A 13,736-nucleotide genomic window follows, 5' to 3' on the forward strand; every position below is an offset into this window, starting at 1 on the left:
ATCCGCTGCCCGGGGAAGAACCGTGGCGGACAAGATCCCCGGGTAAACCCAGTGACCGTCTCAGCCGTTCCGTTCTCCGCCGCCGTGGCAACGAGAGGTAACACTACACAGGCTCCGGGGGCCTCGCCAACCGTGGTTCCTCCCGGGCGTGTCGGCCCGGGAGTCCCCGTCGGCGGCGTGGCTACTCCGCTGCAGCGAGCTGCCCGCAGGCCCCGTCGATCTCCTTGCCGCGGGTGTCGCGCAGGGTCGTCGGGATGCCCGCGGCGTTGAGCCGGCGGACGAACTCGTCCTGCACGTGCACCTCGGACGAGGTCCACACGGAGCCCGGCGTCGGGTTGAGCGGAATCGGGTTGACGTGCACCCAGCCCTTGCCGCGCTTGTTGAGCTTCTCGGCGAGCAGGTCCGCGCGCCAGGCGTGGTCGTTCATGTCCTTGATGAGCGCGTACTCGATCGAGACACGGCGGCCCGTCTTGACGTAGTAGTTGTGCGCGGCGTCGATCGCCTCGTCGGCCTTCCAGCGCGAGTTCACCGGGATGAGCTCGTCGCGGAGCTCGTCATCAGGGGCGTGCAGCGACAGCGCGAAGGTCACCGGGATGTTCTCGTCCGCCAGCTTGAGGATCGCGGGGACCAGCCCGACCGTCGAGATCGTGATGCCACGGGCACTCATCCCGAGGCCGTTCGGCTGCGGCGCGACCATCAGCCGCACGGCGTCCATCACCCGCTTGTAGTTGGCGAGCGGCTCCCCCATGCCCATGAACACGATGTTCGTCACGCGCTCGGCGTCGACGCGGTCCTTGCCGCCCTTGCGGGGATCGCCCCCGAGCTCGCCCGCGGCGATGGCCGCGTTGGCCCGGACGATCTGCTCGATGATCTCGGCGGTGGACATGTTGCGGGTCAGCCCCGCCTGGCCGGTGGCGCAGAACGGGCAGTTCATGCCGCACCCGGCCTGCGACGAGACGCAGAGCGTGATGCGACCCGGGTACCGCATGAGCACCGACTCGACCAGGGCACCGTCGTGCAGCTTCCACAGGAACTTGATCGTGTCGCCGTTGTCCGTCGCCAGCCGCCGGGTCTCGGTCAGCAGGGGCGGCAGCATCCCGGCGACGAGCTGCTCGCGCTGGGCGGCAGGCAGGTCGGTCATCTTGTCCGGGTCGGACGTGTAGTGCGTGAAGTAGTGGGTCGCGAGCTGCTTCGCGCGGAAGCCCGGCAGCCCGAGTTCCTTGACGCGGGCCTCGCGCTCCTCGGCCGTCAGGTCGGCCAGGTGCACGGGCGGCTTGCCGCGCTTCGGCGACGCGAACTGCAGCAGCGGACGGCCGTCGGTGTCGGTCGCCTGCTTCCAGCCCTCGGTGCGCGGGCGCACCTGCGGACGAGCAGACTGCTGCTGTTCGAACGGGGTACGGGTGTCGGAAGCCATCAGGCCAGGATACGGGAGGCCCGTGACACGTCGGTGCCGGACCCTCCGGTGGCCGGGATGGTCACCGTCGACGGCCCCGCCTGCGTCGGATCAGCTGCCGGCGGGCAGCAGGCGCGCGAAGTGGTGCGCGGCCGAGTACATCGGCACGATGTCGACGACCTCGCCCGGGTGCGGGGCCTGCAGCACGAGTCCCTGGCCGAGGTACAGGCCGACGTGGTCCTCGTCGTCGTACACGACCAGGTCGCCGGGCAACGCCTCGGACTCGGGGATCGTCGTCGCCGCGGCGTCCTGCGTCGGCACGTAGTGCACGAGCGGGATGCCGACCGCGGCGTACGCGACCATCGTCAGGCCGGAGCAGTCGATGCCCTCGTGGCTCGCGCCGCCCTCGACGTACGGGTCCCCCATGTACTGCAGGGCGGTCTCGACGATGGTGGCGCGGTCGCCGCCGGCGGACAGCGCCGCCGACAGGGCCGACTGCGCCTGGGCCGTCGTCACCCCGAAGCGCAGGTCGAGCGTCGGGTACGAGACGACCGTGGTCGTGGTGGTCATGCCGTCGGTGGTGACGACGGGGACCTTGACGTCGTGCGCCACGGTGAAGGTCTGCGCGGCCTGCGAGGTCGTCGTGCCCTGCTGCGTCTCGACCGGGGTCGCCGCGTTCGCCGGCACGGCCAGGGTCAGGCTCGAGGTCACGGCGATCGCCGGCGCGAGCAGGATCGCGGCACGCTTGGCGTTCGCGGTGCGGCGGATGTGCCGCGGGTCGACGGCCCGCTCGGCACGCAGGACGGCCTTCCGGCCCAGGACGGCCGCACCGGCGCTCGAAGCGACTGGGAGCGGACGCGGCTGCATCCGGACGGTGCGGGTCGGCTTCGGGTGCTCCACGAACGTGGCCCGGGCAGCAGCGGGACCGAGGGCCGAGCGACGACCACGGGGACGGGACAGCTGCGGCTGCGGAGACGCCGGAGCGGGTTCCACCGCGGTGTGCGGGGTCCCTCGCGAGGGCTGTCGGTCTTCGGCTGCTGCAGGCAGGGCGTGGCGTCCCATGGGTCCTTCCGGGTCGGGACCGCTGGGCGATCCGGAAAGTAACGTATTGGTCACGGGGCGGATCGAGGCTGGGCAGTCCCGGAGTGTTCCTGCGGCTCGTCACAGGAACGGGCGGTCCTCGCAGGTCGCTCAGATGCGGCGGATCCGCGCCCACGGGCTCGAAGACCCAGGCTCAGACGGACACGACCCGCATGACGGCGGCGATCCGGGCCTCCCGGTCGGACGACAGCCGGTCGAGGCGAGCCGCCAGCGCCACGACGGACGCGTCGACCGGGGCGTCCCCCGAGATGTCCCCCGGTACCGGGACGCCCGCGCGGACCGCGAGCGGCAGCACGCCGGCCCAGACCGCGTGGTCCTCGCCGTCGTCCGCGGACTCGCCGTTGCCCTGGAACCGGACCTTCACACTCGCGCGGTCGAGGGGCAGCTGCAGGACCTGGGTGGCGCGGACCTCCTTCGGGGTCATCTCGCGGACCTCGTCGCGGCGGCCGGGCATGAGGTGGTCGGAGACCTGCCAGAGCGCCTCGGTGCGGAGCTCGGGCGGCACCACCGTCGCGGCACCCGCGATCATTGCGCTGCGGTAGTTCGCGGAGCTGTCGAAGGTCGAACGGGCGAACACGAGCCCGTCCAGATGCGTGACCGTCGCTGCGACCCGCACGCCGGCGGCCCCTGCTCCGAGGAAGAGGCCGCCGCCGGTCGAGCCGTGCAGCAGCAGGACCGGGCCGGCGCCGAGGTCCCCGACGCCGCACAGGAAGGGCAGCACGATCGGGTGGCCGCCGCGGACGAACCCGACGTGGGCGAGATGTGCTTCGGCGAGGATCGCCCGGAGGACGGCGGGGTCGTCGGACTGGCGCTCGCGGATGCGGCGGACCCGCAGGTCGGGGCCGTCGGCGGGGTTGGGGGTGGTCATGCGGGCCACGCTAGGTTCGACAGTGGTCCGGTGCGTGGACCAGATCGAGGTGATCGTGGTGGACCAGTCCGGCAAGACCGCAGGGGTCGTCGCCCGCATCCGACGGATGGTCCACGACGGCACGCTGCGCGAGGGCGATCCGCTGCCCTCGACCCGGGCGTTGGCCGCCGAGCTCGGCGTCGCACGCGGAACGGTCGTCGCCGCGTACGACCAGCTCGACGGCGAGGGCTGGATCCGGACGCGGCACGGTGCGGTGGCGCGGGTCGTCGCGTCGGCCGGGGCGTTCAGCGGGGGCGTGGGAATCGGGAACTTGCTGCCGGCGACGGACCCGCGTGCGCCGGCGGCGGCGTCAGCTGCGGCGTCAGCGTCAGCGTCAGCCGCCGCCCGGACCGTCGACTGCCGCCCCGGGGTCCCCGCCGTCACCTCGATCGCGCAGCGGGACTGGCGCGCGGCCTGGCGGGCGGCGGCCGACGCCCCACTGCGGAACGCGGTCGCGGACCCCCTCGGCACGGTGGAGCTCCGCGCGCAGGTGGTCGCACAGCTCGGCCTGAGCCGCGGGTTCGCCCCCTCGGTCGACCGGGTGCTGCTGACCGCGGGGACCTCGGAGGCGCTGTCGCTCGTCGCCGAGGCGCTCCGCGTGCACCTCGGTCGCGCCCCCGTGTTCGCGGTCGAGGACCCGGGGTACCGGACCGGTCAGCGTGCGGTGCTCAGCGCGGGCGGGACCGTCGTCGGCATCCCGCTCGACGACGACGGGATGGACCTCGACGCCCTGACCGCCGCACCGCCGGTCGACGTCGTGCTCGTCACGCCGACGCACCAGTACCCGCTCGGTTCGGTGATGCCGGTGGCGCGACGGCAGCGGCTGCTCGCCTGGGCTGCGGCGACGGGCACGCTCGTGGTCGAGGACGACTACGACTCGGAGTTCCGGCACCGCGGCAGCCCCGTGCCCGCACTCGCAGCGCTCGATGCCGAGGGGGTGGTGCTGCACGTCGGCGGGTTCTCGAAGACGCTCGACCCGCGGCTGCGCTGCTCCTACGTCGTGCTGCCCGCGGCGGGTGGAGTGCCGGTCGGGGCCGGATCCGTGGCTGGGGTCGCCGACGCGGTGCTCGCTGCCCGTCGCGCCCGCGGCGCGGTCGTCGCCGAGCCCGTGCAGGTCGCGCTCGCGCACCTGCTCCGGACCGGCGCGCTCCGCCGGCACCTCGGCCGGGTCCGGCGCGACTACACGCACCGTCGCGCCCGGATCGCGGCTCGGCTCGACGGCGTCACCGGACTGGAGGCCCGTGCGCTGACCGGCGGACTGCACGCGGTGGTCGTGTGGTCGGGTCCGGCGACGGGGCGGGAGGTCGCGGCGCGGATGGCCGGTGCCGGCGTGCTCGTCTCGACGCTCGAGGAGTACGGGATGGCTCCGGGCAGCACCCCGGCCGGGCTCGTGCTGGGGTACGGGGCGGTGACGGTGCCGGAGCTGGACCGTGCCCTCGATGCGCTGATCGCGTCGGTCGAGCGGACCGAGACCGTTGCATGACCCTGGTGTTCTTGGTGCCCCGGTGCGCTCTGGCCGCCGGACGAGTCGCGATCAGCCGCCGGACTGAGCGGTCGCCACCACGTTCGATCCGGCCTGCTGGCACGCGGTGTTCAGGGTGCGCCCGACGAGCTCCCACTCGGGGCTGTCCTGGAGCGCCGGCCCCGACGCGGGTGCCGGGTGGGCGTCGAGGTACTCGAGCGCGTAGTCGATGGCGTTGTCGAGCCGCTCGTCGGTGCTCGTCAGGTGCTCGTACCCGAAGCGCTCCGCCGCGATCAGCGCCTCGTACTGCGCATCGGTCAGGGCACCGCGGGAACGACCGTCCGAGGCGTTCAGGGCGATCGTCGACAGCGCGCTGATCTGCCCGCAGACGGCCGCGGCGCTCCGGTCCTCCTCCATCGGGTCCACCGTGGGGGACGCCGCCGGTGCGTCCACCGCTGCGTCCGCCGACCGAGCGCTCGACGAGGTCGGCGCCGGGGCCGACGAGGCGTCGGCCGAGCACGACGACAGGGCGACGGATGCGAGCAGTGCGCCGACGACGACGGGCAGTGCGAGTCGGAGGGAAGCCATACCCGCCATCGTGGCAGCGTCGTGGTCACGCACGGGGCGTCGTGTCGCGATCGAGACCTCGTCGATACCGGATCGTGAGCAAGCGGACGAGCCGGTGGTCAGGGTCGCTGCAGGTGTGCGCGCACCTGTGCTTGCACGGCGGCGGCATCGCGGTGGTCCCAGAGTGCGAAGTGCGTGCCACCCGGCATCGTGACGAGCTCGGCGCCGGGGATCGCTGCGGCGGCGCGGGTGCTGTCGTCCGGTCGGACCTCGGTGTCGGCGTCGCCGTGCACCAGGAGCGTCGGAGCCCGGACGGCAGCGAGGTCGAGCGACTCGACGGCCGCGAGCTGGCGCACGTCGTTGTCCCAGCCGGCGCGCCTCGGCCCGGACGCGTTGCCGGTCCGGGCGAGGCCGAGCAGGAACGCCCGCCGCTCCGGGTCGGCCAGGACGCCAGCGACGTGTTCCCGCAGGGCCCCGCCGCGCAGGGTGCTCACGCCGGCCACCGCAGCGCGTGCCGCGGCAGCCGGGGCGATGCGCGCAGCGGCCGCTGCCAGACCAGCGCCGAACGCGGTGTCGGTCACGAGTCGTTCGGCAGGTCCCGCCGGCCCGGGGACCCAGCGACCGGACACCCCGGAGGCGACGGCGAGCGCGCTGATCCGGTCCGGGTGGTGGACCGCCAGTCGGTACGCGGCCGGGGCGCCTCCAGACCACGCCAGCACACCGGCGCGGTCGATGCCGAGGTCGTCGAGGACGCCGGCGAGCTGGTCGGCCTCGTCGTCGATGGTGCGGCGCTCGGCGTCGAGCCGGGTGCCGAGGTAGCCGGGCCGTGAGACCGTGACCACCCGGAAGTCCTCGGACGGCAGGAACGCCGCCATCAGCTCGGCGACGTCGATCCCGCCGGGACTGCCGTGCAGGAGCAGTACGGGGACGCCGGTGTCGGAGCCTCGGATCCCGACCTCGACGCCACGGGTGACCGCTCGGGTCGAAGGGGGCATGGGCCGACGATACTGCTGGCCCCCGTGCGGCGTCGGTGGCGGGGTCAGCGGGCCTCGGGGCGCGCGGAGCCGCGGGTGCTCACGAGGTCGGCGAGGGACGGTTCGGCCTCGTCGGTGGGCACGGCCCAACCACGTCGGGCGGCCTTGCGGACGAGACGGTAGGTGGTGACCTGGACGGGCTCCACCCCGTCGGCGGATTCGTAGTTCGTCATCGTGTTTTCTCCCTGAATAGCGAGTGGTTCGCTGCAGCCGAAAGTACCCGGACGCCGTACCCCCGGACGGGGGCCTGCGTTCCATGGCCAAAGGCCGGAGAGCGCGACACGAGAACCCTCGCCACGGCGGGATTGTTCGCATACAATGCAAACATGTTGATCACTGTCGACCCGACAGCACGGGCCACGCTCGCCGAGCAGGTCGCGTCGCAGATCCGGTACGCGATCGCACGCGGAGACCTCGCGAGCGGGGAACGCCTGCCGTCGGCGCGCGACCTCGCCGCCGCGGTCGACGTCAACATGCACACGGTGCTGCGCGCCTACGCGCAGCTGCAGGACGACGGACTGATCGAACTGCGGCGGGGTCGCGGAGCAACGGTCTTGCGATCGGGCAACGCGTCGTTCGACCGGCTGCGCACGCTCGTGGACGAGCTGCGCGACCAGGCCGACACGCTCGGGGTGCCGCTCGACGACCTGTTCACGATGATCAAGGGGGCACGATGACGAACCGACCGATGCGTTTGAGGACCCGTGTGGCGGTGGTGGCACCCGGGCTGTTGGTGTTGCTGACCCTGGTGGTCGCGGCACTCCTCGCCGCGCAGACCCTGCCCGACCGCATGGCCGTCCACTTCGGGGCCGACGGCACCGCGGACGGCTGGAGTTCGCCCTGGCCGGTGTTCTGGATCACGCTCGCGGTGACCGCCGGCGCCGTGGCCCTGGCGTTCGCGGCACTGCGGATGCCCGACCGCCGGACCGCCGCCACCCTGGTGCTCGTCGCCAACCTGTTCGCCGGCAGCCTGGGCACCGCCTGGATCGTGCTCGCCGCGACGAACACCGTCGGCGACGGGACGCTGTCCGGCTGGTGGACCGTGCCGTTCCTGGCCGTCAGCGCGGTCATCGCCGCGGTGCCGGTCGTCGCGCTCGTCCGGTCGGCTCCCCCGGTGCCCGCGCACGACGTCGAACCGCTGCGCATCGGGTCGGACACACGGGTCGCGTGGCGCGCCCGCATCGGCAGTCGCTGGTTCGCGGCGCTCGGGGCCGTCATGGTCGGACTCGGGATCGGCACGGGGCTCGCGATGGCTCCGGCCGACATCCCTACGGCCGTCGCGTCCGGAGCGGTGCTGGTCGTCGCCGGGCTCGCCGTGCTGGTGCTCGCCCGGGTCGAGCTCACCGTGGACCGGCGTGGGATGCGACTGACCTCGACGTGGACCCGCATCCCGCTCATGCGCGTCCCGCTCGAGCGGATCGAGTCCTGCGGGTGGGAGGACGTCTCGCCCGGACAGTGGGGTGGCTGGGGCTACCGGTTCTCCGGCCGTGGGGTCGCCTACGTGGTGCGGTCGGGGCCGGGCCTCGTGGCACGGCTCCGCGGCGGGCAGGCACGGATGGTGACGGTGCCGGACGCTGCGGGCGGGGCCGCGGCCCTGGGCGCACTGCTCGCGCACCGCACGCCGGCCTGACGGGGTTGCGCCGGGCCTCCCGGTCGGGGTGGTGGTGCGTGCTGCGAAGGCGACAGATCTCGTCGGCCGCGCGCCGTCACGTCCGCGAAAGCGACAGCGTGCCGCGAACCGTTGGCGGCACACTGTCGCTTTCGCGAAACGGCCCCGCCCGGCCCCGCCGCGCGCCGCAGGCGGTCAGAGGCTCGTCATGCCGCCGTCGACGCGGAACTCGGCGCCCGTCGCGTAGGACGACTCCGCGCTGGCCAGGTAGACCATGATCCCGGTGACGTCGTCTGGAGTGCCAGGGCGGCCGAGGGGCGTGCGGGCGACGATCGCGGCCCGCGCCGAAGGGTCGCCGGAGATGGTCTGGACGAGGCCGGTCTCGGTGTAGCCCGGCACGACGGTGTTCACCCGGATGCCGTCCCGCGCGTAGGCCATCGCGGTCGCACGGACGAGCGAGTGGATGCCACCCTTGGTCGACGAGTAGGCCGCGAAGCCCGCGCCCTCGCCGTTCAGCCCGGTGGGTGAGCCCGTCGCGATGATCGACCCGCCGCCGCCGGCCGCGAGCATCGCCCGGACGGCGTGCTTCACGGTCAGGAACGTGCCCGTCAGGTTCACCGCGACCGTGCGGTTCCAGGTGTCGAGCGACACGTCCGCGACCGCAGCGTCCTGCCCGAACAGTTGCACGCCGGCGTTCGCGACGACCACGTCGGGCGTCAGGTCGCGCTCCGCGAGGGCGGCGAACCCGGCCGCGACGCTGGTCTCGTCGGCGATGTCCATGGTGAGCGGCAGCGCGAGCGCGCCGGCTGCCGCTGCTGCGGTGCCCGCCGCCGTCGCGTCCCGGTCGGCGTAGACCACACGCGCTCCCTCGGCGACGAACCGGTCCGCGATCGCACGGCCGATGCCGGAGCCCGCCCCCGTGACGAGTGCGGTCCTGTGGTCGAGTCGTGCGGTCATGCGGGAGCTCCGTCCTGGGAGCGTCGTCGCTCCACGGACCCATCATTGCCCAACCGGTTGACCGGTGGTAGTCATGAGCCATGACTACGGTGTCGATCGGCGCGTGGCGGTTCACGCTGCGCGGTGCCGAGCTCGCCGACCTGGCGTACGACGGCGAACCGGTGCTGCGGGCGATCCGCTTCGTGACGCGTGACCACGACTGGCGCACCGCCGACGACACCGTGCTCACCCAGACGCTGTCCTCCGGCCCAGGCAGCAGCGGGCGGCTCCGCATCGAGGCCAGCGCGCGCTACGACGGCACCGAGGTGCTCCGGTACGTCCTCGAGGTCACCGTCGACGGCCCCACCCTGCACGTCGACGCGGTCGGCACCACGACGACGCCGTTCCGCCGCAACCGAATCGGCTTGGTCGTGCTCCACCCGCCGACCCTCGCCGGCGTGCCCGTCACCGCGCGCCACCCGTCCGGCACCGCGACCTCGGCCGTGTTCCCGACCTGGATCGCGCCACACCAGCCGGCCGCCGACCTGTCGGGGTTGGACTGGTCGACGGGTCGGGTCGCGCTGTCGCTCGATCTGGCTGGCGACGTGTTCGAGACGGAGGACCAGCGCAACTGGACCGATGCCTCGTTCAAGACCTACTCGACGCCGCTGTCCGAGCCGTTCCCCGTCGCGCTCGACGCGGGTTCCGTGGTCCACCAGTCGCTCACGCTGCGCGCGACGACGGACGGTCGACCGGGAGGCACGGCCTCCCCCGCCCCGGACCTCGCGTTCCTGGACGGGCCGGCTCCCACCGCCGTGGTCGCCCCGCCGCCGACGCTCCAGCTGCTTGCTGCCTCGGCCCCGGCGGCTGCGCGCCCGGCCGGCGCGCGCCCACTCGGCGTGCCCGTCCTGGTCGAACCCGTGCTCAGCGATCCGAACGTCGGGGCGGTGCTGGCGTCAGCCCGGCTCGATGCGGGTGGCGGGCCGCTCGACGTCCGGTTCGTCACCGACGACCCGGATCGGCTGCGCGCCGCGATCGACGACGTGCTCGCGGCCGGGCCGGTCGTCCGCATCGGCGCGTTCGACCCGACCTCGCACGTGACGACCCCGGCGCTGCAGCAGGCCCTGCGCGATGCCGCGGCTGCTGCGGGCGACCTCGAGGTCGTGGCGGGGACCCGCGCGCACTTCACGGAGCTGAACCGGACCGTCGACCTGTTCCGCGACTGGGACGGGCCCCTGACGTTCAGCGTGACGCCGCAGATGCACGACCGGTCGCCCGAACAGGTGACCGAGTCGATCCGGATGCAGCGCTGGGTGGTGATGAGCGCCTCCAGGCTGGCCGCCGGCAGGGCGCTGCACGTCGGACCGGTGACGCTGCGGCCACGGTTCAACGCGGTGGCGACCTCCGCGCGCCCCGTCGTGACCGACGCGACGGTCGAGGCCGGGTATGGGCCGCAGTTCGTGGCGGACGCGACGGATCCGGCGCAGCACTCGGCGGCGGCAGCGGCGTGGTTCCGGGCGTCCGTGGGGGCGCTGACGGTGCCGGGGGTCGCCTCGATCACCCTCGCCGAGGCTTGGGGACCCCGCGGCGGGCCGCTGCCGGGGTAGCGTGGTGAGTACCGCGAAAGCGACAGATTCCCGCCGATGGTCGGCGGGAATCTGTCGCTTTCGCGGGTCAGACGAACGTCAGCGACGGACGGAGTCGATCTTGAGCATCTTGGCGATGACGCTGTCGAGCTCGCTGTCGTCGAAGACCTGCTTCCAGTCCTCCTTGATGAGCTTCTCGCGGCCGTAGCCCATCGCGATGTGGCACGCGTCCGAGAACGGGTTCGAGCCGCGCAGGCCGTTGGTCAGCGCGATCCAGGTGTGGCCGTAGAGCATGGCGCGGGCGGCCTCGCGGGGCACGCCGACACCGGTGACGGTCTCCTCGAGGGCGTCGTTGAGGAAGTCGCCGATCATGCAGGCGATCGTCTCGACCAGGGTCGGCTCGAGCACGGCGAGCTGCTTCACGGTGACCCAGTGCACCTGGATGACGGGGGCGTACATGGTGGTGATGACGGCCTCGGCGATCGCCTTGGCGGAGTCGTCCGGGTCACCGAGGGACTCGGACGCGTCGAAGGCCGCGATGACCTCCTGCGGGGCGGCGATGCCACCGAAGGTGTCGTCCCACTCGGCCTTGGTGGTGCGCTCGAGGAACACCGACGGGTGGCACGGGTGCGCCACGGCGTAGTGGATGTCCTCGCGCTTGGCGAGCAGTCCGGCGTAGGCGGCGGCCGGGTCGAGCGTCAGGATGCTGGCACCCGACTTCATGACCGGGACGAGCTGCTCCGAGATGCTCCCGAGCAGGACGTCCGGCACGGCGAGGATGACCACGTCGGCGACCTTGGCAGCGTCGAGGCTGTCGGTGAGTGACCGGCCGAGGGCCTGGATGCGCTCCTGCCCGGCGGGCGAGGCCTCGCTGTAGAGCGTCGTGTACTCGCTCTTCGCGAAGTTGTTCGAGACGCGGGTGCCCATCTTGCCGCCGGCACCGATCACGGCGACGGTGACGTCGGCCGTACCGGATCCGGCAGCGACGGTGTGGGGGGTGGTGACGGTGTCGGTCATGATTCCTTGCTCCTGATGTGCTCGATGGTGTGTTCGGTCCACGCCGCCTCGATGCGGGTGGTGGTCTGTGCGGGCGTCTCGCCCGGTCGCGGGTCGGCGCCCGCGTGCTCGTCCTGCCAGGGCAGCCAGAACTCGATGACGCGGTTGATCCCCCGGGCGTCGGGGTCGATCGCGGCGCGGATGCTGTCGTGGTCGACGACCCCGGTGCCCATCGGGACGCCGGTGTACTGGAACCCGACCCACCCCGGCGACCGGGTGAACCCGGAGTCCTTGACGTGCCAGTTGACGACGTGCGGGGCGGTCATCGCGACGACGTCGGCGGGGTGTTCGAGCCGTGCGACGGTGTTCGCCGGGTCCAGGCAGATGCCGAGGTGGTCGGAGCCGATCGCCTGGACGACCGCGACGAGGTCGGCGGTGGCCACCACCTCGTAGGTCTCGAGGGCGAGCGTCACCCCGGCCGCCTCGTAGGCGGGGAGCGCCTGGCGCAGACGGCGTTCGGTCTCGGCGGCGTCCGGCTGGTCGTCGCCGCTCGTCCACATCGACCGGACGAGCGTCGCACCGAGCACCTGCGCGACGTGCAGGTACCGAGCGAGGTGCGCCGGGACGGTGCCGCGGGTGCCGACCTCGAGCGTGAGCCCGAGATCGTCGGCCAGCGTCCGGATCGCGCCCAGCCGGTCGTCGGACGCGGTGTCGAGCGGCAGGTGGTCGCAGATCTGGAACAGGTCGACGCCGTCGTGGGCCGCGGCGTCGCGCAGGGCGTCGTCGAGGGACAGCGGTGCCGGCACGCGGTCGGACATGCGCCAGAAGTAGGCGTAGGTGGAGAGACCGAGCAGGGAGGTCATGCGGTCGCCCCCAGCGCCTCGGCTTCGTCGAGGATGGTGCGGATCGCCTCGGGGTCGTGGGCGAAGCGGCCGAGGAACAGGCCACCGATGCGGCCCTCCCCACGGGTGAGCAGGCCCGGCCCCGCGCTGCCGCCGTAGATGACGACCGACCCGGCGAGTTCCGGACGGGTCGCCAGGTGCTGCTCGATGCCCGCGAGCACCGCGACGATGTGCTCGTCGGGCGCCGGCTGCGGTGCGCCGATGGCCCAGACCGGCTCGTAGGCGGCGATGACCGGCCCGGCGAGCCCGTCGGCGACCGCCGTGGCGACGAAGCGGTCGAGCTGCGCGGTGACCTCGGCGACGGCAGCGGACGGGTCGCCGTCGGCCGCGCGGTCGGTCTCGCCGATGCAGATGAGGGGACGCAGGCCGTTGCGGAAGGCGGCGTGCACCTTGCCGGCGATGTCCTGGTCGGACTCGTGGAACAGGGACCGGCGTTCGGCGTGCGCGATCTCGACCAGGTCGACCCCGACCTCGCGGAGTTCGCGGCCGGACACCTCACCCGTGAAGGCACCCTCGTCGGCCCACGCCAGGTCCTGCGCGCCGAGGAGCACCGGGGTGCGCTCGAGCACGGCGTGCACCGGCACGAGCGACGGGAACGTCGGGATGACGAAGAGTTCGACGGCGCCGGACTGCACCGCCGGGTGGGTCCGGGCGATGTCGGCCACGGCGGCCGCCCACTCGAGCGTCCGGGCGTGCCCGAAGTACATCTTGAGCGACACCCCGATCGTGATCGGGGCCGCCGCCGTGGTCGCCGGCATCAGGCGTCGGTCCCGACCGGGGCAGAACCGTCGTAGGCACAGATCGCGGCGACCTTCGACGCGCTGGCGGAGGACGGGTCGAACGTGTAGCCCAACCACTCGCGAGCCATCCGGCGGGCGACCTCGACGCCGACGACCCGCTGGCCCATGCAGAGGACCTGGGCGTCGTTCGACAGGACCGAACGCTCGACGCTGAACGAGTCGTGCGCGGTGACTGCGCGGATGCCCGGGACCTTGTTCGCCGCGATCGCCACACCGAGGCCGGTGCCGCAGATCAGGATCGCGCGGTCGGCCTCACCGTTCGCGACGAGTCGTGCAGCATCGACCGCCACGTGCGGGTACGCGGTGTGCCCGTCCGCATCGACGCCCACGTCGGTGACGCTGACCACGCGCGGGTCCTTCGCGAGGTCGGCCTTGATGATCTCCTTGTAGTCGAACCCGGCGTCGTCCGAGCCGACGACGATGCGGAACTGCTGCTCGGTCAT

15 protein-coding genes are annotated in these 13,736 nt (G+C 73.0%); 4 read left to right on the forward strand and 11 right to left on the reverse strand.

Annotation, left to right across the window (positions count from 1 at the left end):
- Positions 1–181: 181 nt before the first annotated feature.
- From rlmN to EDF31_RS18950, 3 genes are all read right to left on the reverse strand, one after another.
- Entirely contained in the window at positions 182–1,414 is a 1,233-nt protein-coding gene (gene rlmN, locus EDF31_RS18940; RefSeq protein ID WP_111086542.1) for a 23S rRNA (adenine(2503)-C(2))-methyltransferase RlmN, read from the reverse strand.
- 90 nt (positions 1,415–1,504) lie between these two features.
- On the reverse strand, positions 1,505–2,455 hold the full coding sequence (locus EDF31_RS18945) for a C40 family peptidase (RefSeq protein WP_131847524.1): 951 nt from the start codon (positions 2,453–2,455) through the stop codon (positions 1,505–1,507).
- A gap of 172 nt (positions 2,456–2,627) precedes the next feature.
- Entirely contained in the window at positions 2,628–3,362 is a 735-nt protein-coding gene (locus EDF31_RS18950) for a pyridoxamine 5'-phosphate oxidase family protein (protein ID WP_131847526.1), read from the reverse strand.
- 34 nt (positions 3,363–3,396) lie between these two features.
- Between EDF31_RS18950 and EDF31_RS18955 the strand changes: the two genes are divergently transcribed.
- Complete coding sequence (locus tag EDF31_RS18955; protein ID WP_165901505.1) at positions 3,397–4,884, forward strand: PLP-dependent aminotransferase family protein; 1,488 nt, start codon at positions 3,397–3,399, stop codon at positions 4,882–4,884.
- A gap of 51 nt (positions 4,885–4,935) precedes the next feature.
- On the opposite strand, the gene EDF31_RS18960 is transcribed toward EDF31_RS18955, so the two are convergent.
- The 3 genes from EDF31_RS18960 to EDF31_RS20125 form a co-directional block, all read right to left on the reverse strand.
- Positions 4,936–5,451 (reverse strand): hypothetical protein, encoded by a 516-nt coding sequence (locus EDF31_RS18960; protein WP_131847530.1) that lies wholly within the window; start codon positions 5,449–5,451, stop codon positions 4,936–4,938.
- A 98-nt stretch (positions 5,452–5,549) separates the two neighbouring features.
- The gene (locus tag EDF31_RS18965; protein WP_131922684.1) at positions 5,550–6,425 is read right to left on the reverse strand and encodes an alpha/beta hydrolase; all 876 of its coding nucleotides are present in this window, start codon (positions 6,423–6,425) and stop codon (positions 5,550–5,552) included.
- A gap of 44 nt (positions 6,426–6,469) precedes the next feature.
- Positions 6,470–6,637 (reverse strand): hypothetical protein, encoded by a 168-nt coding sequence (locus tag EDF31_RS20125; protein WP_159572230.1) that lies wholly within the window; start codon positions 6,635–6,637, stop codon positions 6,470–6,472.
- Positions 6,638–6,790: 153 nt separating this feature from the next.
- Between EDF31_RS20125 and EDF31_RS18970 the strand changes: the two genes are divergently transcribed.
- Positions 6,791–7,141, forward strand: a complete 351-nt coding sequence (locus EDF31_RS18970; protein WP_111086536.1) for a GntR family transcriptional regulator — start codon at positions 6,791–6,793, stop codon at positions 7,139–7,141.
- Between the two features lie 11 nt (positions 7,142–7,152).
- Positions 7,153–8,094 (forward strand): DUF1648 domain-containing protein, encoded by a 942-nt coding sequence (locus EDF31_RS18975; protein ID WP_131847534.1) that lies wholly within the window; start codon positions 7,153–7,155, stop codon positions 8,092–8,094.
- Positions 8,095–8,268: 174 nt separating this feature from the next.
- Here EDF31_RS18975 and EDF31_RS18980 read toward each other — a convergent pair whose 3' ends face one another.
- Positions 8,269–9,030, reverse strand: coding sequence for an SDR family NAD(P)-dependent oxidoreductase (locus EDF31_RS18980; protein ID WP_131847536.1), 762 nt, complete (start codon positions 9,028–9,030; stop codon positions 8,269–8,271).
- A gap of 80 nt (positions 9,031–9,110) precedes the next feature.
- On the opposite strand from EDF31_RS18980, the gene EDF31_RS18985 reads away from it, so the two are divergent.
- The gene (locus EDF31_RS18985) at positions 9,111–10,616 is read left to right on the forward strand and encodes a hypothetical protein (RefSeq protein WP_131847538.1); all 1,506 of its coding nucleotides are present in this window, start codon (positions 9,111–9,113) and stop codon (positions 10,614–10,616) included.
- A gap of 78 nt (positions 10,617–10,694) precedes the next feature.
- Here EDF31_RS18985 and EDF31_RS18990 read toward each other — a convergent pair whose 3' ends face one another.
- The 4 genes from EDF31_RS18990 to EDF31_RS19005 are packed head-to-tail and all read right to left on the reverse strand — an operon-like array spanning position 10,695 to position 13,736.
- The gene (locus tag EDF31_RS18990) at positions 10,695–11,612 is read right to left on the reverse strand and encodes a phosphogluconate dehydrogenase C-terminal domain-containing protein (RefSeq protein ID WP_131847540.1); all 918 of its coding nucleotides are present in this window, start codon (positions 11,610–11,612) and stop codon (positions 10,695–10,697) included.
- Entirely contained in the window at positions 11,609–12,454 is an 846-nt protein-coding gene (locus tag EDF31_RS18995) for a sugar phosphate isomerase/epimerase family protein (protein WP_131847542.1), read from the reverse strand. The genes EDF31_RS18990 and EDF31_RS18995 overlap by 4 nt, the downstream gene beginning before the upstream one ends.
- A complete protein-coding gene (locus EDF31_RS19000; RefSeq protein ID WP_131847544.1) occupies positions 12,451–13,251 on the reverse strand; it encodes a triose-phosphate isomerase family protein in 801 nt (266 codons plus the stop codon). The genes EDF31_RS18995 and EDF31_RS19000 overlap by 4 nt, the downstream gene beginning before the upstream one ends.
- The gene (locus EDF31_RS19005; RefSeq protein WP_123294933.1) at positions 13,251–13,736 is read right to left on the reverse strand and encodes a ribose-5-phosphate isomerase; all 486 of its coding nucleotides are present in this window, start codon (positions 13,734–13,736) and stop codon (positions 13,251–13,253) included. The genes EDF31_RS19000 and EDF31_RS19005 overlap by 1 nt, the downstream gene beginning before the upstream one ends.

The sequence above is a fragment of the Curtobacterium sp. PhB142 genome (assembly GCF_004341255.1).
In the GTDB taxonomy this organism is placed as follows: domain Bacteria; phylum Actinomycetota; class Actinomycetes; order Actinomycetales; family Microbacteriaceae; genus Curtobacterium.